Source organism: Lysinibacillus sp. NPDC097231, assembly GCF_044761885.1.
GTDB lineage: Bacteria > Bacillota > Bacilli > Bacillales_A > Planococcaceae > Lysinibacillus.
Genome location: NZ_JBIWDH010000039.1, coordinates 31,740 through 50,990 on the forward strand (window position 1 = coordinate 31,740; position 19,251 = coordinate 50,990).

Sequence of the window (19,251 nt, forward strand, 5' to 3'; positions counted from 1 at the left end):
ATGAATAGCTTTTATCCCATAAAAATCCAATTGATGAAGACTATTAATCAGAACCCCCTAAGTATTTAATGATTCACGGCAAAGTCATTTTTCCAGCTTGCGGAATCTGACAGTTGATAGGTCATCATATTAGCAGTTACTGCAAGGATGACACCTGCTCTAGACTTATCAGTTTGAATCGGGTTCTCTAACACTAATACAACATAGCCCTCTCCTCGCCCAAAATCATCTATGGTATTTGTGGCATTTATTTCGAAGGTTGAATAGCTTTGATCATTTATAGCAGGCAGTATTCTTTCCTCCCTGTAGACCCCATTTTCTTTTAAATTATAGCAAACAGGCATCCATCCTTCTGACCAGTCAATACTACCTATAATTTCTTTTTTACGATGGGCAAGCTTGCCAATCGAAAACGTAAAGTCTATCTTCATAATTGCTTGATTTAATTCATTCTTTCCTTCACATGTAGCCGTTACTTCCAGTTTGATATCATCCTTCGAAAGTTTACGAATTAACACTAAAGTCACAGTGATTATACAGACAACAAGTACTAGACCGATAATTAAGAATTCCATTAAGTCCCTCCTAATTTCACGATTGGTGTTACTATTAGATTACCATGTTTTAGGAGGAACAGTATTTTTTCACCAAACAATCTTATGAAATGACACAGGGATAATCGATAAGACAAAATACGAGGTAGTGCATAAGCCACTGAAGCCTCTATTTTGTAGTGCGTAACTCAGCAGTTAATGTAAAAGGGATTTTTAAATAGTCATACTTAATGGTAATTGTTTTCATATCAGATGCCCGAGCCTTTATAGCAAAATGCTGGGGCTGCTTTCCAATGGCTTGACGATCTATGTATTGGCTTGGGAAAATGTTCACCTGTCTTAACTTATGAAACGTAATATTCGGATTACCTGCCAGCTTCGTTTCTGCCTCAAACGGTTCAGACTTACTCACGACAAGCTCGACATTTTCAGGCACTTTGTCATTGATGAGTATTTGTTGGAGCTGTATCTCACGTAGTCCTTTATTCTCTATTTCTATCATTCTTATAGTTGAATCACCTTTAGGAGACGTATAGCTGTTCACCACAAGGGGTGGATTGCTTTTTAAATAAATGATGAAAGCGGCTCCCACCACAAGCACGCTAAATAATAAAACAAATAGTATTTTTTTCATTTCTTTCCTCACTTTCTAGTTCCCTATCAAGTATAGCGAGAAATCGTAGGCGATGAAACCTTGAATAATCAAACACCCCGGAAAAATTGTCTAGCTTTTCCGGGGCCATTCATTATGAACAAATTGTTTTCTCTAGTCGTATTTCATCACGTATCGGAATACCATCATTGCCGATTAAAGGTATTTCAGGCTTATACGCCCTTGCTTGCGCTACCGCGTTCTGTAGTATTTCCACTAAATGATAGCCTCTTTTTTGGTAGAACTTTAAGGCATGTAAATTATCATTGGTCGTAATTAGCGTAATCTTTGTACAGTTGTTGTCGAATGCCATTTTTTCTACGGCTTGTACAAGGAATGAACCAATACCTTGCCCTTCTACAATACTGTCAAGGGAAATAATTTCACATTCTTGACCACGAATGATATACGTAACAAGACCTAGCGTCGTATTTTTTCCATCGACAAAGGCAAAGCCATCTAACTGGCTACAGTCGTAAATACCACTGGAAATAACCATCTCCGTGCTTCCCCAATGTTCCTTAAAAAACTGTAGTACATCCTTTTGAGGTATTTGTTGAATTGAAATTATTGTCATTGATTTGTCTCCTAAATCGAAATATGAAATATCCCTGCAATAGCTTTCTGAACCCCGAGAAATACTGCCCATGAAACAATTCCTAGTCCAATGGCAAACACAATGTGGACGGATGATTTCATCGCCATATAAATTACAAATAGCATGAACATTGTTGCTGGCAGCCCCACGAGGACACCCACTGTAAATCGCTGAATATGCTCACTTGACTCACTTTGAACCGTAAGCCATATAATACTCAAAATACTGACAAGTGGAAGTGCAGCAATAATGCCACCATAGGTAGGAAATCTTCGCGCAATCTCTGTAACGATACCGATAATGGCTGCTGAGCTAAGAATCTTGATAAATGTATACATTATTTTGACGCCTCACTTAATAAACGAAATGCCTGTAAAATCGTTTGTTGTTGTTGGTCTGATAGTTGACTTAGTGCATGTTGTAGCTTGGCATCATCTAATTCGGTATTTTTCTTGAGGACATGAAGCCCCTCCGCTGTTAGATGAAGATTGACTTTTCGTTGATCCTCGATGGCCCGCTCCTTTTTCACCCAGCCATGTCGCTCCAACTTTTTGATATGCTCAGAGGCTGTATTTTGAAAAATATTCAGTAATCCTGCAATATCACGAACAGTTACCTCATCTTCCTTTTGGATCATCTGTAAAATACGCACACTTTGATGGGAAATCATATCTTCATGTGTTGTATGTAGATGATAAAAAATAGTTGTAAAATAGTTATTTATATCCTGAATCATCAAATTAACTCCTTATATATATATCGTTCCAGACGATTATATCGTAATTAACGATATATTAAAAGAGAAAATTTATACAATGAAGTTACTGAAATATTCTATTTATTTTTAGTGAAAATCTATCTTTCTCCATTTCTTGCTAATTGCACTAAAAAGGTACTTGTAGATAGTAGATTTGTACAGTATGATTACACTATTCTTTTTAAATCGAGGGTTACATATGTTATATTTTCTGTATTTTATAGTGGGTGGTTCCATCATGGTGTTAGCATTGTTGCTAAGCCAATCAAAATATTTGTTTTTATCTGGCATCATTACGGCATTACCCATTCTGACACTTATCAATATGGGGATGCAAATGAAAAATATGAAGGAAGATACCTTCCATAGCGTGTTACAAAATACAGTATTTGGAGCTGTAGGGATGCTGCTTTTTACAGTTCTCGCTTTTTTATTAACAAGCTGGTTTAAACCTAGCATTTCCGTTGCAAGTGCACTCGTCGTTTATGCAGTATTTATGCTATCAGGTAAATATATCATGTCGATGTTTTCCTAAAAAAGGAAGGGGCTGTCCCTTGGCAGCCCCTTTCCCTATTTTATCGATCAAAATTGAATATTTATCGCCCAACTTTGTGGATTTATCGAAAGTTTTATAGACTTTATCGAGAGTTTTCTACCCTTTATCGAAAAACTTTCACGAATACACCTTTGCTAAATCTTTCTTTAGCAATTGCCTTCATTCTTTTGACCTCTAGAGATAATTCACTTGCCTTTATTAATTTACTATCCATGTAAATCGAAGGATCCATTAATCGCTCTTTATTTTTTTGATAAAGATCAAAATCTGTCTCATCTTCCTTTACTTTTATACGTGGATGAATTTGTTGTAGCAGGCTTTGCACTTGATGATCATTTGAAGATCTCAACAGTTCGATTAGTTCATCATCTTCCTTCCGAAAATCTGCGAGTGTAATGATCTTTTTTTCTAATGCTAGCTTTAATGTTTGAGCTAATGTAGCATAGGCATAAATATTTAACGGATCCATAAAGAAATCTAATACTTCTTGATAATAAGTTTTGACGAACCATTCTGCACTTTCGATACTTCGAAGATACATTTTCCCCTGATAAATCACGATATCATTCAAAAATTTCTGTATTTCTTCTATTGAAGCTTGTCCATAAACATACATATCTCGTAAAGTATAATCGACACGATCTGCACAAAGCTCAGGAGCTGGTTGCTCAAGTAGCTGCCATCTCGTCATATCCAATACTATTTGTTTATAATCGTAGTCGTACTTTTTAAGAATAGTAGGTATCTCAGAATGTTTAATGACATCTAAAAAAATTTCTTCATGATAATCCTCCGCATGATTGTCAAGGGCAAAATCAATGACATGTGAAAAAGCTGTATGGGAAACGTCGTGCAATAATCCTGCGATTTGCTCCTCTAAAGAACCCCCAAGATGTTTAATGAGCAGCATAACACCAATTGAATGCTCATAACGAGTGACGTTCCATTGATGATTCACAAGATAGCTTGCGCCGCCTTGATGAATCCCCTTTAAACGCTGTATCGGCTTACTAGCAATAAGCTCTTCTAATATATCCGCTATCTCAAATTGCCCATAGATTTTATCAGTAATAATCACTTACATCGCTTCCTGCGCAACATTCGATAAAATAAAGACACCGCCACAATGCGAAATTGGGTAAAATTCTACCTGGCAAAGTCCTTTTAATAAAGAGCTTATGTCCTCATGGATAAAGTAAAACTCATCATCGTCCCAATAGCCAATACTGTCTTGACGACATTTTTCAAGCTGCTCGCTTGTTTCAAAAGCAATATCGCCAATATAGATTCGTCCTGCTGGTGTTAAGTGCTGCAGTAATGTTGTAATGTATTGCACTTTCATGTCATTGGTAAAATGATGAAGCGCATATGTGCTAATAATTGCATCGTATTTTTGTTGGAGTAGTTTGGGTGGTAGCCCCTTTGATAAATCCCATTCCAGTAAGTTGGCATCCGGCATTTTTTCTTTTGCAATGTCGATCATGTTGGATGAGAAATCGAAGCCATTGATAGTATGACCATTTTCATAGAGCTTTGCCGTTAATACACCCGTGCCAAAGCCAATGTCCAACACAGTTGATTTTGGCGTATTCATAACCTCATTAAAAATCGTATTTAACACCGATTTATATCCCGCGAATGGATATTGATTACTTCCCTCACTTAGCTGAACTGTTTGATTGTAGCCGTCAGCCCATAAATTAAATCCTTGTTGGCTTAGCATTTTAATCCTCCCAATGTTTTCTTAAACGTTTAATTTCACTCCATTTACATTTTTCATAAAAATTCCCCCTCCCAATATGTAAATAATACCATATCATTTTTTCTGAAAAACGGAAAATTGCGTGTTCTTTATCATTTATCAAATTCCCAAAAGATGCTATGATAATATTAGTTTTCTTTTCAAGGAGGAATCGAAATGAATGCATTCTTTTGTAATGCTTGCTCTAGAACTACCTCTTTAGGTCAAAGAGGTCTAGATTAAGTTATTCAAATAATATAGATTGAATGATCTCTTTAGGCCATATACACCAAAAAGCCTACTATACAGGAGTGATTTCAAATGGAAAAACAAACAATTCAGCCGTTTTTAACGGTTGCAAACTATCATTTACTTGAACAGCAAATGAATAAAATTTTACACACACTTTCAACGACAAAGGATAAAAATGTCATTCTTGCCGTACGTGACCTTGTCGATAGCGAAATTACCACAAAATTATCGCTATCTACAGTAGAGGTAAAGCTAATTGAACCGCTTTTTGCTGTAACAGATCGTGCACAAGGAGAGGCATTTTTAGAACAGTTAAAACCATATGTCATCCCGTTCAAGCCAGTCACCGTAAACACGCTAAAAAGCTTATTTAAAAAGGAAAAAAAGCTCAAACTACCAAAGCTCGAGGAAATGGATTTTCAGCAAATTTGTTATCTTGCTTGGGATGATCCGGGCACACATCGAAAATATGTCGTGATTGAGCAAGACGAGCAACTAAAGGCCATTAAGGGCATATTCGCTAACAAGACAATTAGTGGTGTTTGCGCAATCTGTAACCGCCATTCAGATGTTGGTCTATTTACGACTTCTGTCAAAGGGCAGGTCGTTGGAACATTCACGAACTTTAGTAATTACATTTGCGCGGATAGCCAAACATGTAATAAACATGTCTCTGATATGGACAGAACACATGCATTTTTTGAGCGCGTTACGCAAAAATAACCCATCTGAAATAGTAAAGGCAGAAATGTTGATTATTTTGATCAACGTTTCTGCCTTTTAACCTTTCAAGAATCCACTTTTAGCTTGAATGAAAACCCCTCCCCTATCCATCTAGCATGTTTCTTGAAAAATAGCTTGTGATAATTGTATATAATCTGAGTAAATTTATTACAACCAAATTGTACCTGCTCCGTCTAATATTTGAAAGGGTGTGGAGGATGCTTGAACAAGTGAGACAGCAGATAGAAATTAACAGTGATTTAAGTAGAGAGGAAAAACTTGAATGGTTGATGAATGAATACGGTGAAAATATAGCCCGTCTAGCATTTACTTATACGAAGCAAAAGCAGCTTTCCGAGGATATTGCACAAGAGGTTTTTATTAAGTGTTATGAGCATTTAGATAACTTCAGGCATGAATCTTCTTATAAAACTTGGTTATATCGTATTACAGTAAACTTATGTAAAGATAAGTTAAGAAGTTGGTCTTATAGACATATCGTTCTTTCAGAATTCTTCTCAAAGACTAAGACTACAAACAAATCCCCTGAGATGGAATTAGTTGGTCTAGAGGACAAACGACTGATTGCTGAAAAAATCCTTACCCTACCTGTGCGGTATCGAGAGGTAATTATTTTATATTATTATGAAGAGATGTCCTATAACCAAATATCAGATTTGTTAAATTTGAGTTTACAAACGATTAAGTCCCGATTATATAGGGCTCGCCTTTTACTAAAAAAGTCACTAGAAGGGAGCAAAATCAATGGATGAAAAGATGAAAAATTTAGGCAGGACTTTAAATGAAACCGTATTAAAAGACATCCACTTTAATGAGAAAAATAAAGAAAACGTTCGGCAGATGATTCATATAAGAAGAAAAAAGCAGCGCTCTTTAAAACCAATATTTAATTATCTATTACCTACAGCTGTAATGAGTTTGTTTTTGTTGGGAATCATCTATCTTATTGTCACTGAGCTGGAAGAACAGCAGATTGCTAGTTACAATAACAGCTATGAAGATGTGCCACACGAGCCTAAAATTGAAACCAATCTCTATACGCCTCCCTTACATAAGGAATCTTATGAAAATATGACGAAAGAGGACGTAGTAAGTAAGCTATTAAATACAGTGGATTATTTTCACACAGCAGCTGGAAAATTTAAGAGTCATGATGTCATGTATGACGATTCCGTTAGTACTGCTGTTATTGAGTATAAAATAAGTCTAACAAACGAAATTGGCGGCTACGAAAAAATAACCACTTTTTATGATAAAGAGAGTAGTGAAGAAACATTTTACAATAACGAGAAATACTGGTCAAAGTATATAGGATTTAATGGCATAAAAACATATGTAGTTCATGACTACCAGCCGATCCCAACGCTAGATAAAATGACTCCCGAGGATGCGTTTAGTATTGAGTTAAAAAATATATACAAATCCGATACTAAATTCAGGGAAAGACCTCCAATTGGCGTTTCAGGTATTTCATTGTTTCCCTACGAAAAAGCTGCTAGTTATTTAAGAACTACACAGCATTGGGAGATTGAAAAACAAAATGAAGAATTATTAGGTCATAATACAATTGTCTTATTTGGGAAAACCGATAAAGAAGTGATAGAGCGTACAAAAATGAAAGGTACGACTGATACTTTTCGCTTTTGGGTAGATAAAGAAACTGGAATCTTAATTAAATACGAAACATATGATACGAACGGTGAACTTACAAGTTATCTCCACCCGGAAAGTTTGGAAGTGAATGTGCAGGTTGACCCGCGAGAATTTGTTCCAAATTTAGAAGGCTATCAACTTCCTTATCGTAAAAATATGTATACTGATCCAAGTGAAGCAGAAATAGAAGTTGTAGATACTGCAGACGCGATTAAAGAAGATACGGACGCTGTGCTGGATTTACTTAGAAAGGACCTACCTTTCTTATATGAATTCACTCATCCCGATCTTGAAATATTCTCAGCAAGTTATGAAAAATATAAAAATTTTAACCAAGCTTACCTTACTTATGTTTATAAAAATGAAGCAGGAATTGTGTATGTACGTGCTTATCATAAAGATTCCGTTATTCGTTCTATACGCGACTTCAATATGGCAAAGGGAGAACAAATTGAAAAGTTTACGTTAAACGGCATTGAATGGGAATGTTATAAATTAAACGATTATGTAGGTTCTCACTTTATAGGTAAGAAAGGTGATTATAAATACGAGGTAGTTAGTCAAAAAATACCACTTCAGGAATCCAAAGATTTATTGAAATCCTTTAAGCCCATAAAGTGAAACTTCAATCAGCGGGGGTTTTCCTCATCCCCATTTTAATTGGAAGTATTTCAGAAATACTAATTAATGATATGACTCTAATGGCAAATGGAAAATCAACAACGGCATGAGTCTATTAAAGGACTCATGCCGTTTTATCGTTTCTGATAGCGATGGTGATTGCATTTAATAAATGCGTGGAACAAACGTTGATGCGACTTTTAACATAATATTGTAGATGAAAACTTATGTACTACTAGAAAATATGAACATAGGTAAAGCTATACTCTCTTATCATCATTTTTATAAACAATAGGTGGTTGTATAGCCAACCGTATATTTAGCAGAAGATATAAAGGTTCCTTCGTCTATTTCCCCCGTCTTCTAGGACACTAGATCATTCTCTTCTTTTCCTTTAGTTTTTATTTTCGTCATTTTACTTAACGGAATGAATTGTCAGCTATCTAAGGGATTACGAAAAGCTACAGCTTGTTAGATTTGTTATTGTATTTAATATTTAATGAAGGAATCGATGTCTCATTGGCTTTACTGTCATCACAGATAAGTCCATTTGCTTTCATTTCTATACTCGTTGAAAGTTTTTGCAACATGCTTAATTCAATAGCTAACTTTTCTAATTCCATTAAACCTTCACTTTGCAATTTACTAATGTCCAACTCACATTGTTTTAATGATTTTTGCATTAATTCTATATTTTCCTTGTATTTCTCTAAAATAATTTGAGTATCCAATATCTCAACCTGCTTGTTTGTCTTTTTTACCATAGGCTGACTCTTCCTTTCTATCTACAAAGCCATCTTTATGGTGCAATCTGTGACACACGAGATATTGAAGAGCACCTAATGACATGAAAGTGTCCTAAAAACTGGATTTAATTAACACCATTATAATGATGTTTAACTTTCTTAACAATAGTATTTTTCACTCAAATGAAATAAAAAATCACACCTATTAGATGTGATTTTATTGCTATTGAATTATTTACCGTCTGTAATTATATGTTTTTTTTAAAAAAACTTCGATTAGTTTTTTATAGGTTTAACTTCTATTTGATCAACCATAAATTCATTCTTGTTGCTATCAAATTTGTATGTGATATAGAAATCAGCTACATATGTTGGGGATATTCCAACAGATGCTGCAAGGTGTAATTTTATTGTTTGATTTTCTAAAAAATAAATAATTACGCCTCCAAAACCAAGGTCATCTTGCTTGAAATCTGGTGCTGGATCAAAGCCAAAATCAAAGTTATAGTCTTTCCCTTGAGCTTTAACGGTAATTCCTAATGTACCATTATCCTTTTTAACAACCTTTGACTTAATATGATTCGCAACAATTTCCTCATAATCGGGAACTTTTAATTCAATTAAATCCTTGTCCACAACATGAATATTATAATTATTTAGCCCCGTCCCTCTACCTGTCTGAATGATAATGACAGCTTCCTTATCTCCATCTCCTGTAACATCTGTATAAAACACTTGTGGGTCAGTTCCCGTATCACTAGGGTTGTTCCAATTAAATTCTTTCACTTTACCATTAAAATCTAGTTTTACGCCATTCGTTTCTTCATAAAGTTTTACCTCTTTATGCTCAGAAGTTCCAATTAATTTTGCATCCTGTTGTGTTGTGTCCTGTTCAATAGGCGTCTTACCCGAACCTTGTTCTTGCGTATTATCCTCTGTATTATCTGAACTACAGCCTGAAAATATTGCTACACTCAACAATAGCAACATACTCATTTTTTTCAATCTCTTCTGGCCCCTTTCTTGCTACCTGAAAACATAAATCATCCTGTATAAGAACAACTAGAAAAAATATATATGCTCCAGCTTATAATTGGTTTTCATTTCATTCACTGATTAAACCTCAACATTGAATACAAAAATCACCCCTTCATAAATATACCATAAACCAAATTTGTCAAAATACTACTGCAAAGCAAGCATGCAAAAGACGATGCTTTTATTCAAACACCGCACTCGTAAATTGGTTATAATTTTATTTTGTTTCCATTACTGCATAGAAATTTTCATTTTACTAAAATAGCTTTACTGGTCTACTTTATCGACTGCACATGCTCATTCAAACGATCCCAAGTTTCTGTAATATCTTGTCCATAACAGTCTGTAGGGCCTCTGTTGTAATATATACGAAAAGGAATATTCAAAAGAAGTGCATTTCGATTACTTCAACATTTCCAACTATAATCCTCAACCTACTGAAAAAAATTCCCATTAGTAACTACCGTATACCCTCCTGCCCATAGTTGGTAGGTTATAATGTTATAGAAGGGCATTTGGAGCTGTAGCTTGTGACGACGCTGTGGCTTTTTATGTTACAGCTTTCATAAACTTAACGAGGTGATATCATGGAAAAGAATAGATTAATCTGCAAGGCTTGTGGTTACAACTCTTTTGCAACCGGTCAACTTGGTCATGGTAAGTTTACAACAGAAGGTAATGTTAGACCTATAGGATCCTTAATCGCTTCTGGATCTCCACTCATTTTGTCATTTTGCAAAAATTGTGGTGAGGTAGCTTCAATCAAAGTAGCCAAACCAGAAAAATTCAATTAATCCTTCGTAACGTTTCTTTTTCCATATTGGGCATGAACCAATTCTAAGCTGTATCGTGTTAAGACGCTGCAGCTTTTTCTATGCTATAATTTACATATATTACATAACGAGGTGAAATCATGGAAGACGGAAAATTAGTTTGCAAGGCTTGTGGTGGTGATTCCTTTACAACTGGACAAGTTGGTGGTACTAGTAGTCATGGCAATATAAGACCAATAGGATCAATAATGGCATTTGGGTCACCAATTCTTATGACTTTTTGTAAGAATTGTGGAGAGGTTGCTTCAATCAAAGTTGATAACCCTAAAAAATTCAAATAATATTTCTGTTCAGGGTCATTTCTAGCAGAGTGACCCTTTATATAGGTAGCGTGTAACGACGCTTCGGCTTTTTTATAATACATACATACCGAGGTGAAACAATGGAATTTGCCAGGAAATATATCTATATCATCTACTTCTTATCACTATTTTTAATTTTATTGGTTCAGGATTATTTTAGAAAAGGTAATTGGGATCTGCTTAATAACCTCTTCATGTCTTTATGAACAGTAATTATTTTTGCTTTTGTAAATTGGGCCTGGGATAGTAAAAAATATGAAAAGAAATAGCAAAATGTTCAGAAAATCAATTATAATTGCCCTGCGTTATAGCAATAAAATCAGTTAACTTTAACTTCGAAAATTGCTTCTAAATCTGGAACCACAATGCTGTTTCCAGCTAACACATTTGTAGGAAACGCTATAAGCATTAAATCAAATTCCCCTTCTAATAACCAACATTCACGTTCAGTTAAATTTCGATACGCCATCGTTTGGGCAACTGTCCTGTCATTCAGTAATTATGTAACAAAACGAATAAGTTTGTGATGGTCTCTGAAACGTTGTAGTAACGCACCTGCACTTTCCATCGAGTAGCCTCTATCAAAAGCTATTTGTTTTTTTGTATTTAATAGATTCCAATTTGTGTCGTACTTCCATTTGTCAGCACATACAGGTAGAAGTACTTGTCCTCTGCTGTTATTTCCTCAACCATACAAGAGTCGTTCCAAAAAGTTGTATAGACGTATCTGAATAAACAAAATAAAATTGAGAAGCATCAAGCATTTGCCTTACTAAAAGCTAATTGGAAAAGAGGCTACTCAGGTTAGGAAATAAGAAAAAAATTTCCCGGGTAAGCGCAAGAAATGACAAGTTTAGTCTAACATTCCCCCACCAAGCGACTGATTTCATCAATATCCTTCCCTGTCTACATGGTACGTTTATTCAATTCCACTGCCTAATCTAGTAGATACTCGATTTCGAATGTACCTTCTAACTTCTTTGAAGCTCGGAAATACGAACAATGAAATGTTGAGAGAAAAAGGAGGGAAATTATATGGGGTACTACGGTAATATGGGTAATTTCAATAACAATCGCTATTACGCCGGTGGTTATAGTGTTACTAAGGGTCACTATCCTCCGGTGATCTTTTTATTATTTCCCACCTTTGACCTTTAAAAAGCATATTAAAAAGCCACGCTAGTGACTTTATTTTATCTAAACTTTAGATTTTTTAGCTTCATGAAATTTACTTGTGATTACTTTTTCAATGGATTCGTATTTAGTAATTAGGGTTGATATTATTGTTAATTTTGGAACTGTAAAGTAAATTATTACTGCAGAAGTAATACCAATAAAAGCACCTACAAGGACATCTAATGGGTAATGGACTCCCACCCAAATACGTGAAACTCCAACTAATATCGCTAACAAAACCCAGACAATCCATTTTCCTTTCTTAAACAACCAAAATGACATACAGAATGAAAAAAATAATATGGTATGATCGCTAGGAAAAGAATTATTTATTGCTTTATCTATTAACTGATTAGTATTTGAAAGTACCGCAAATGGTTGTTTATTAAAATGCAATAATCCTGCAACTTTCCCCATAGTCTCAGCCAAAATGAAAGCAATACTTCCACAGATGAGCATTATTTTGTTTTCTTTATTTTTGGTAAACCAGAACAGTATAACAAAAATAGCTAAGAAAAAAACTGTATACTCTGCTATAATAACCATTGGAAAATTGATGAGAGTTAATTCTTTTCCTAAGTCATTAACCAATCTAAATAAGTTGTTATTTATTTCTGATATATTCAATATACTCTCTCCTTTAGCTTTATATAGCTATGATAAGAAAAAGGAGATCGTCGAACTATCGTTTAAGATGACAATAAAGGATTTAATCTAACATAATCGTCACTTTGACTCGAAATTTAGTTAATGATCTTTAATGTTAAAAACGCTAAAAATAACTGTTGTCACTACTAGCAAACATAAAAGAGGCTACCAATTTAGTAGCCTTTTAAACATGTTTTGAGAAAAACAGGAACCATAACTTTTACATAATTTCGCCTTTGAGAAATAGTCTTTCGTTTAAGATAAAGTTATATCTCTATTTACTTTTTGAATAAGCCTGCAGCAACCGCAGTATTGAAACTTTTTCTTGCAAACTCTGTTGGATCCCCAACATTCTCCCAATGTATGTACATTAATCTAGGATTATCGAAAAGCCAATGGTTATGCACTGCTGTAACGATAAGTCCTCTCTTGCGAAGTTCTGTCATAAATGGATTAATTTCTTCCTGAAGTACAACAGTTTCTCCAAGGTTTAGTGTTTTAGCCAAAACGCCTTCAAAAGAAAGGGCAAACGGCAGGGCAAGAGGAGATCGAGTAGTTCTTCCAAGAATAGTTGCTTTAGTATCGCGAAGGCGCCTGTACAAGACAAACAGGTGTTGAAGTAATTACTTCCTCACCGATGATATTAGCAAGTTGTTGACATTTTATTGCACCTACGCAACTGCTGATTTTTTCTGGCTGATTCTGTTCTTGGGAATGATTTTCATGTTCCAAACTATTCACCTCCTTTTATTTTAATAGTAATAATATATTCTCAAGTGCGTAATGTGACTGGGAATTATACTGTCAAGCGCCTTATTCTACATAATTTTTTCTATCAATGAATCGGTAATAATATTTACCCAACGCAAAACATTGTTAGTATTTAAAGGGCAGGGGTGAAAACACTTGTCTTTTTTTAATGTAAAAAACCGCTCTTTTTCTATCGTGTAAGAACGGTCTTTTTTGTGTATTTAACTCTTCTTTTTTGAAGTTTTTTTAGATCACCTATATCTTTTAATTCAAACATATCCGCGATTTTCATTAAACTTAATACAAAAGGTTTCAAGCCCTTTTTTAACTTTAACAGAATGAATATTATACCTACCTCTTCCCCTTCAATTTTCATAATATAAATACAATACTAAATAAAATATAGAAAAGGAGATAATAAAATGGATTCGAAGCATTCAAATAAAATGTATGATTTTATTGTTGTCGGGACGGGACCAGCTGGAGCGGTTATAGCTAAAACATTAACAGACGATAAAAAAACCTCAGTCTTAGTCCTGGAGGCAGGAGAAAACGATGATAGAGATAAACCAATTCGAGATTCTAGATTCGCTCCCGAACTAGAAGAGCAATTTTTCGCAGAATATTTTTGGCAAGGTGAAGGAGTGCCCCAACCTGAAGTAGATGACAGAACATTTGAATGGACGACGGGGCGGCTTTCTGGGGGCGGGTCTTCAATTAATGGTGAACAGTATGTCAGACCTACACCAGCTGTTTTAAAAGAATGGGAACGTCTTTTAGGTAACTTATGGTCCCCCGCACGAGCAAATCGTAGCTTTAAACAATTAGAAAATTTTCATGGAGAAACAAGTAATCCTGAATTTCATGGCTTCAATGGTCGTATAGATATCAGGCAAGCCCCTAAAAATCCACCAATTATAACGAAAAAATTGGTTTCAGCGATCGAACAAGCAACAGGTTATAAACAAATTCTTGACTATAATAACCCAAAAACTCCTATTGGTCCTTTTACGCAATGGCAACTATTTCAAAAGATTAATGGAGAACGTGAAAGCTCTTCTACCGCATTTTTATCTTCAGACATTATGACTCCTGGTGGATACGGAGTAAATGGACGTAAGTTAAGGGTTGTTTATAAGTCAACCGGACTTCGTATTTTATTTAAGGAGAAAACAGCAATAGGTATTGAATATCTACAGGAAGGTAAAAAGGTCCAAGCTTTTGTCCGAAAAAAAGTAATTATTTCATCAGGTATAAACAGTGCGCAACTATTAATGTTATCTGGAATTGGACCTTCAAATGACCTACATCAAGCCGGTATCCCCGTTATTTTTAACAATCCAAATGTCGGGAAACATTTGACTAATCATACCTTAAACACTGCTACGTTTAGTGTGAATCCAAAAGATATCCCTCAGCTTCAAAACGATCCATTTTCCCTCTATACAGGAGGTGCCTTCTTACCAAATCCACTTAATAGTAGTAACAATTACCGCCGAGGAGTTCAACTCATTGGGATTGTTTCAGAAGGAAGTTTAAATATTGCTATTTTATTTTTACAACCAAAAAGTGAAGGATCCATTAAAATACAAAATAACGATCCCTTAAAAATTGTCCTTGCGGATGAAGGTTTCTTAGAAAATGAATATGACCTTGAAGCAATAAAGGCTATTTACAGAGTTTATATTAAAGGCATTGCGGAAAAACTTTCAAAAATCGACCCAAAATATCAGCTTGTAAATCCAACATTAAAGATCATTGATAATGATGATGAACTTGAAAACTTTATTAAAGAAAATTTTGATCATAATCACCATCAACAAAGCTCACTTCGGATGGCCCCTATTGATAAAGGTGGAGTTGTAGATCGGTATGGCAATGTACATGGCGTCAATAATTTAATGGTTGCTGATGCACAAATCATTCCTTTTACAGTTGACGGTAACACGTCTGCATCTGCATACCTAATTGGATATACCATTGCAAAACGTTTAATGGATGGTAACGCTTTTGAACAATAAACTTATTAACATTACAGGTTTTATATAATATGTATACATTGGGGGAATGTTAGAATGAGTCCATTTGAATAAAGCAAACCCCTTTCTAAAAGGTGAGTGTCAACCTAACCTGCACAATTCGTTAAAGAAAAAATCAAACTCATAGTAGTCGAAACTTAGTTAATTATAAAAACCCCTCTTCCAAAAAAAATGAAGTGACCCCTAAAAGTTAGACACGGTTATTTCATTAGGCAGCGGGTTGGGAGTCCGATATTGTATCGGACTCATGCCTTTTAATTTTGCCTTAATACGTTTTGTGTTGTAATACGTTATATACTTTTCTAATTCTTTTTTAAAATGTTCCACACTCTCAAATTCTTCTTTAGGATATAGAAACTCTGATTTCATGATGCCAAAGAAATTTTCCATGATGGAATTATCATAACCAGTTGCCCTTACGAGACATACTTTGCGTAATTCCCTAATTTTTCCTCAGCAGTAATTTTACTCATAGAAAAACTGCACCTCCAATTGTTAGAGTGTGTCTAACAATCGGGACGCAGTACATACATAGTAAGTGTGACTTCTATATGTATTATGTATTATGTATTATTTATTCTTCAGCTTTGCCGATTCATAATTTTTAATTTCTTCCTCAGTCATAAAACAATACTTTCCTTTATCTGTTAAAGTTACATTCACATATCCAAATTTGTCTTCATCAGTATAGTCTTCTCCATGTATATACCCGAAGTTTTTTAACATAAATGTCCCTTGTAGTTCTTCTTTCGGTACATCATTAATTCCGTTACTAAAAAGAAATTCAGTTCTTCCATTTTTAACTTCTTCTAAAATTTTCACTTCTAAATCATTCATCTCAAACACTCCAAACATTATTAACACCTCCAATATACCTATACAATCATAGTATAAATGGAACGGATTGTCATTATTTGAAATATGAAACATAATAAAAAGCCACACCTTGTTAGATGTGACATTTATGTATTGGATTGTTTTTATTGTTAAGGTCTACAGCAAATAAATTGGTTTATATTATTTTTTTGGAGCTTGAGCTTTCTTGACTTCTTTCTTTTTGGCTTGCGCTTTCTTCACTTCTTCGTAGTTGTATGGTTTTGCCATACTCATTTCAAACTTTACATTTGTGGCACGGAATTTTGTTATTTCATATCTTGTATTGGTGTTTAGATTAATACCCCAGTGTGTGTAACCAACGTCTTCAGTCATAAGGATATTCTTCTTTGCTTTACCTGCAGTATCGTAAGCAGTCGCATCAGAATAATACCAATTACCACCAACCTTCACCGCATTCCAAGCATGTGCTTCACCAGACCAGTAAGCACCACCAGTCATCTTTCGACTCTCAATTCCGAATCTATTATAGAATTGTTGAGCAAGCTCAGTATAAGGACCACAAGTAAAAAGACCTTGCAATTCACCTACGTATGGGTGACTATCATCTTGTATTGCCATACCGTAAGAAAAATTATCTGCAATAAAATCGTTGATAGCGAATACTACATCATAGTCAGTGTTCAATGGGTAATTGTCTACAATATATTTTTCAGCTTTATCCATCTTCTTTTTAAACGAGAGCATACCCTTTTCATTGTAGTCGTTATACACTTGAATATGGTATTCGTAAATTCCTTTTCTAACTTCACCATCATAATAAATATTAACTGTTCTCCCGTAGAAACCAAAATCCGGCATTTCTTGGAGATACTTTTCTGATAAGAAATAGTCAGATATCTGCTCCTCAAAATTTTTATTAGAGTCTACTACAACCATCACAGGTTCATGTTTAGGACTATTATAGGCATCTACAGCTAACTGTATTAATTCATCAAAAGTATTAATATTACCTTTATATGAATGTGGTATGAAATTATATGGACTTTCCCACGCGGCTTGTACTCCAGAATCCATTGGAGTGAAAACGAATAAACCTGACGCTAAAACTACACCTGCAGTTAAAACTTTCAATGATTGACTACTTTTCATTTGAATCTCCTCTTCCTCTTATGTAAATATCTACTAAATTATACATAAGAGAATAGTAAAAGACCACATTCAATTTAGAAATGTAGCCTCTCATGCTTGTTTTTTAATGAATGACGGGGTACCAATAAGGGCGATTGCCGAACGTTTGGGGAACACGCCTGAAATGATTCATACAACACACGGGCATGTATTGAGGGAAATGGAAGATAAAATTATCGACACTTTTGACCGCGCTATTGAAATTGGGGCTAAAAGTGGGGCTAATCTCTAAGAGACAGCCCCTAAACCCTTATATATTAGGATAACCACTTCGGTGGTGTGTTTTTCTCCCAGTAAATATCCCCTAAATTATTGTGTGCCATAAAGTCGTCCTCGGCACTGTGATAGTGAAAGTTGTAATAATAGCCTTCCTGTGGTCTTTTTTCTGTACGGACATGGAAACGAATTAAGTCCGTGCCTGTTTCATTATTACTAATATTAAAAATCTTTTCACCATAATTACCGCTTGGTCTTTCCGAGATTGTTAAGGATGCTAATGATGCATCGTCTATGCCAGCTAGTGTCATCGCAATGGCTTCCTCCATTTTAGGGAAGATAATCTCGTCAAACTCATTGCTAATTTTCGGGCCAATTTTTGTGCCGAACTTTATGTAGGATTGTTCTTTCGCGGCATCAATAAGCAATGTACTATAGTCAACTGGTTCTTGCTGTATCTCTGTTTGCTCTTGTGAAATTTCGTGCGCTTCCGCAGTGTTTGTCCCAGATGATGGTCCGATAGAAGCACGGTTTGATGGATTTTGATCAAATGCTTCCCATATCTCATGTGTTGGCGTAATTAATCCAAATGTTAAAAACGCAACCATAACGACGATACTTTTTTTAACCCATGTCTTCATTAATTAACACCTTCCCGTTTATGTACAAAATGGTAACTCTACTACTAATATATACGTACAAGCCAATAAAAGGTTTCATATTTCCATAATTCATTGTACAATACTTATGAGTAAAGTAAAACTTCAATAATTGGGGTTTTCTTCATCCCAAAATGATAAATGTGTCGTTTTTAAAAGGAGGTACAAAGCATGGAAATCGCAATGGGTATTGGTCTTTTAATAATGTTAGGTTACTTATCATCTTTATGCTTCACGAACTAATTTAGTCAAAATGAAAGCTGAACACAATTTGTTATATATGCCGTGTTATCAAGGTTTTTGCTATTATTTCCGAATTTCATTTAATGCAATAAGATGTAAAATAATGCTTCAAATTGAGGCTAATAAAAATATGCGGCGTATGTACAGGATGCGTGAGTAAGAAAGATTGGAGCTAATTTGCTTCAATCTTTTTTATTTTAAGCTGTTTCCAATATTCAACTACGTGCAGTTTTGTCGCATAGGAATTGTGATAATTAACCCTAAAAATTCACAAAAAATCATGTCGAGGATTCAATATTATTTATAAATTGGTAATTTTACATTTTTTCGTGTGTTTTGTCTAATTTTGTCATACAATCGAGTAGGAGGGGGTGACTAACCCCCGACCTCTCTCACCACCGTACGTACGGATCCGTATACGGCGGTTCAATTAAGATGAATAACGCAA

General features: G+C 34.9%; 24 protein-coding genes and 1 pseudogene. 8 read left to right on the plus strand and 17 right to left on the minus strand.

Annotated features, from left to right (window positions below; genetic code table 11):
• Positions 1–65: 65 nt before the first annotated feature.
• The 5 genes from ACIQXF_RS19350 to ACIQXF_RS19370 form a co-directional block, all read right to left on the minus strand.
• Positions 66–575, minus strand: a complete 510-nt coding sequence (locus ACIQXF_RS19350; RefSeq protein ID WP_402786241.1) for a hypothetical protein — start codon at positions 573–575, stop codon at positions 66–68.
• A gap of 148 nt (positions 576–723) precedes the next feature.
• Positions 724–1,188, minus strand: a complete 465-nt coding sequence (locus tag ACIQXF_RS19355) for a hypothetical protein (RefSeq protein WP_402786243.1) — start codon at positions 1,186–1,188, stop codon at positions 724–726.
• A 112-nt stretch (positions 1,189–1,300) separates the two neighbouring features.
• Positions 1,301–1,783 carry a GNAT family N-acetyltransferase gene (locus tag ACIQXF_RS19360; protein WP_402786246.1) on the minus strand — a complete coding sequence of 161 codons (483 nt, stop codon included), beginning with the start codon at positions 1,781–1,783 and terminating at the stop codon, positions 1,301–1,303.
• Between the two features lie 11 nt (positions 1,784–1,794).
• Positions 1,795–2,142, minus strand: a complete 348-nt coding sequence (locus ACIQXF_RS19365) for a DUF3147 family protein (protein ID WP_402786249.1) — start codon at positions 2,140–2,142, stop codon at positions 1,795–1,797.
• The gene (locus ACIQXF_RS19370; RefSeq protein WP_402786252.1) at positions 2,142–2,540 is read right to left on the minus strand and encodes a MarR family winged helix-turn-helix transcriptional regulator; all 399 of its coding nucleotides are present in this window, start codon (positions 2,538–2,540) and stop codon (positions 2,142–2,144) included. Before ACIQXF_RS19370 ends, ACIQXF_RS19365 begins: the two co-directional genes overlap by 1 nt.
• Positions 2,541–2,799: 259 nt before the next feature.
• On the opposite strand from ACIQXF_RS19370, the gene ACIQXF_RS19375 reads away from it, so the two are divergent.
• Positions 2,800–3,096: a hypothetical protein gene (locus ACIQXF_RS19375; RefSeq protein WP_402786254.1), complete on the plus strand. Its 297-nt coding sequence runs from the start codon at positions 2,800–2,802 to the stop codon at positions 3,094–3,096.
• 124 nt (positions 3,097–3,220) lie between these two features.
• Here ACIQXF_RS19375 and ACIQXF_RS19380 read toward each other — a convergent pair whose 3' ends face one another.
• Positions 3,221–4,195 carry an HD domain-containing protein gene (locus ACIQXF_RS19380; protein ID WP_402786257.1) on the minus strand — a complete coding sequence of 325 codons (975 nt, stop codon included), beginning with the start codon at positions 4,193–4,195 and terminating at the stop codon, positions 3,221–3,223.
• Positions 4,196–4,840 carry a class I SAM-dependent methyltransferase gene (locus tag ACIQXF_RS19385; RefSeq protein WP_402786260.1) on the minus strand — a complete coding sequence of 215 codons (645 nt, stop codon included), beginning with the start codon at positions 4,838–4,840 and terminating at the stop codon, positions 4,196–4,198.
• 339 nt (positions 4,841–5,179) lie between these two features.
• Between ACIQXF_RS19385 and ACIQXF_RS19390 the strand changes: the two genes are divergently transcribed.
• From ACIQXF_RS19390 to ACIQXF_RS19400, 3 genes are all read left to right on the plus strand, one after another.
• Entirely contained in the window at positions 5,180–5,833 is a 654-nt protein-coding gene (locus ACIQXF_RS19390) for a FusB/FusC family EF-G-binding protein (RefSeq protein ID WP_402786263.1), read from the plus strand.
• A 218-nt stretch (positions 5,834–6,051) separates the two neighbouring features.
• The gene (locus ACIQXF_RS19395; RefSeq protein WP_402786266.1) at positions 6,052–6,606 is read left to right on the plus strand and encodes a sigma-70 family RNA polymerase sigma factor; all 555 of its coding nucleotides are present in this window, start codon (positions 6,052–6,054) and stop codon (positions 6,604–6,606) included.
• Positions 6,599–8,128, plus strand: a complete 1,530-nt coding sequence (locus ACIQXF_RS19400; RefSeq protein WP_402786269.1) for a hypothetical protein — start codon at positions 6,599–6,601, stop codon at positions 8,126–8,128. The genes ACIQXF_RS19395 and ACIQXF_RS19400 overlap by 8 nt, the downstream gene beginning before the upstream one ends.
• A gap of 461 nt (positions 8,129–8,589) precedes the next feature.
• Here the strand turns inward: ACIQXF_RS19400 and ACIQXF_RS19405 are convergent, their stop codons facing one another.
• Complete coding sequence (locus ACIQXF_RS19405) at positions 8,590–8,892, minus strand: hypothetical protein (protein ID WP_402786272.1); 303 nt, start codon at positions 8,890–8,892, stop codon at positions 8,590–8,592.
• 258 nt (positions 8,893–9,150) lie between these two features.
• Positions 9,151–9,870, minus strand: coding sequence for a hypothetical protein (locus ACIQXF_RS19410; RefSeq protein ID WP_402786310.1), 720 nt, complete (start codon positions 9,868–9,870; stop codon positions 9,151–9,153).
• A gap of 629 nt (positions 9,871–10,499) precedes the next feature.
• On the opposite strand from ACIQXF_RS19410, the gene ACIQXF_RS19415 reads away from it, so the two are divergent.
• Positions 10,500–10,706 (plus strand): hypothetical protein, encoded by a 207-nt coding sequence (locus tag ACIQXF_RS19415; protein WP_402786275.1) that lies wholly within the window; start codon positions 10,500–10,502, stop codon positions 10,704–10,706.
• Positions 10,707–10,825: 119 nt separating this feature from the next.
• Positions 10,826–11,026 (plus strand): hypothetical protein, encoded by a 201-nt coding sequence (locus ACIQXF_RS19420; RefSeq protein WP_402786278.1) that lies wholly within the window; start codon positions 10,826–10,828, stop codon positions 11,024–11,026.
• Between the two features lie 340 nt (positions 11,027–11,366).
• Here the strand turns inward: ACIQXF_RS19420 and ACIQXF_RS19425 are convergent, their stop codons facing one another.
• From ACIQXF_RS19425 to ACIQXF_RS19440, 4 genes are all read right to left on the minus strand, one after another.
• Positions 11,367–11,516 carry a hypothetical protein gene (locus ACIQXF_RS19425; RefSeq protein ID WP_402786281.1) on the minus strand — a complete coding sequence of 50 codons (150 nt, stop codon included), beginning with the start codon at positions 11,514–11,516 and terminating at the stop codon, positions 11,367–11,369.
• A 728-nt stretch (positions 11,517–12,244) separates the two neighbouring features.
• Positions 12,245–12,850: an undecaprenyl-diphosphatase gene (locus ACIQXF_RS19430; RefSeq protein WP_402786284.1), complete on the minus strand. Its 606-nt coding sequence runs from the start codon at positions 12,848–12,850 to the stop codon at positions 12,245–12,247.
• Between the two features lie 299 nt (positions 12,851–13,149).
• Positions 13,150–13,473, minus strand: coding sequence for a DUF1259 domain-containing protein (locus ACIQXF_RS19435; protein ID WP_402786286.1), 324 nt, complete (start codon positions 13,471–13,473; stop codon positions 13,150–13,152).
• Positions 13,448–13,603, minus strand: coding sequence for a hypothetical protein (locus ACIQXF_RS19440; protein ID WP_402786289.1), 156 nt, complete (start codon positions 13,601–13,603; stop codon positions 13,448–13,450). Before ACIQXF_RS19440 ends, ACIQXF_RS19435 begins: the two co-directional genes overlap by 26 nt.
• A 464-nt stretch (positions 13,604–14,067) precedes the next feature.
• On the opposite strand from ACIQXF_RS19440, the gene ACIQXF_RS19445 reads away from it, so the two are divergent.
• Positions 14,068–15,642, plus strand: coding sequence for a GMC family oxidoreductase (locus ACIQXF_RS19445; protein ID WP_402786292.1), 1,575 nt, complete (start codon positions 14,068–14,070; stop codon positions 15,640–15,642).
• A gap of 201 nt (positions 15,643–15,843) precedes the next feature.
• On the opposite strand, the pseudogene ACIQXF_RS19450 reads toward ACIQXF_RS19445, so the two are convergent.
• The 3 genes and pseudogenes from ACIQXF_RS19450 to ACIQXF_RS19460 form a co-directional block, all read right to left on the minus strand.
• Positions 15,844–16,099: pseudogene (locus ACIQXF_RS19450) on the minus strand (transposase); the annotation flags it as partial.
• A 131-nt stretch (positions 16,100–16,230) separates the two neighbouring features.
• Positions 16,231–16,515, minus strand: coding sequence for a hypothetical protein (locus tag ACIQXF_RS19455; RefSeq protein ID WP_402786295.1), 285 nt, complete (start codon positions 16,513–16,515; stop codon positions 16,231–16,233).
• A 162-nt stretch (positions 16,516–16,677) separates the two neighbouring features.
• On the minus strand, positions 16,678–17,646 hold the full coding sequence (locus ACIQXF_RS19460; RefSeq protein ID WP_402786298.1) for a transglutaminase domain-containing protein: 969 nt from the start codon (positions 17,644–17,646) through the stop codon (positions 16,678–16,680).
• A gap of 106 nt (positions 17,647–17,752) precedes the next feature.
• Here ACIQXF_RS19460 and ACIQXF_RS19465 point away from each other — a divergent pair, with 106 nt between their 5' ends.
• Positions 17,753–17,917: a hypothetical protein gene (locus tag ACIQXF_RS19465; RefSeq protein ID WP_402786301.1), complete on the plus strand. Its 165-nt coding sequence runs from the start codon at positions 17,753–17,755 to the stop codon at positions 17,915–17,917.
• A gap of 25 nt (positions 17,918–17,942) precedes the next feature.
• Here the strand turns inward: ACIQXF_RS19465 and ACIQXF_RS19470 are convergent, their stop codons facing one another.
• Entirely contained in the window at positions 17,943–18,542 is a 600-nt protein-coding gene (locus ACIQXF_RS19470; protein ID WP_402786304.1) for a YpjP family protein, read from the minus strand.
• Between the last annotated feature and the right edge of the window lie 709 nt (positions 18,543–19,251).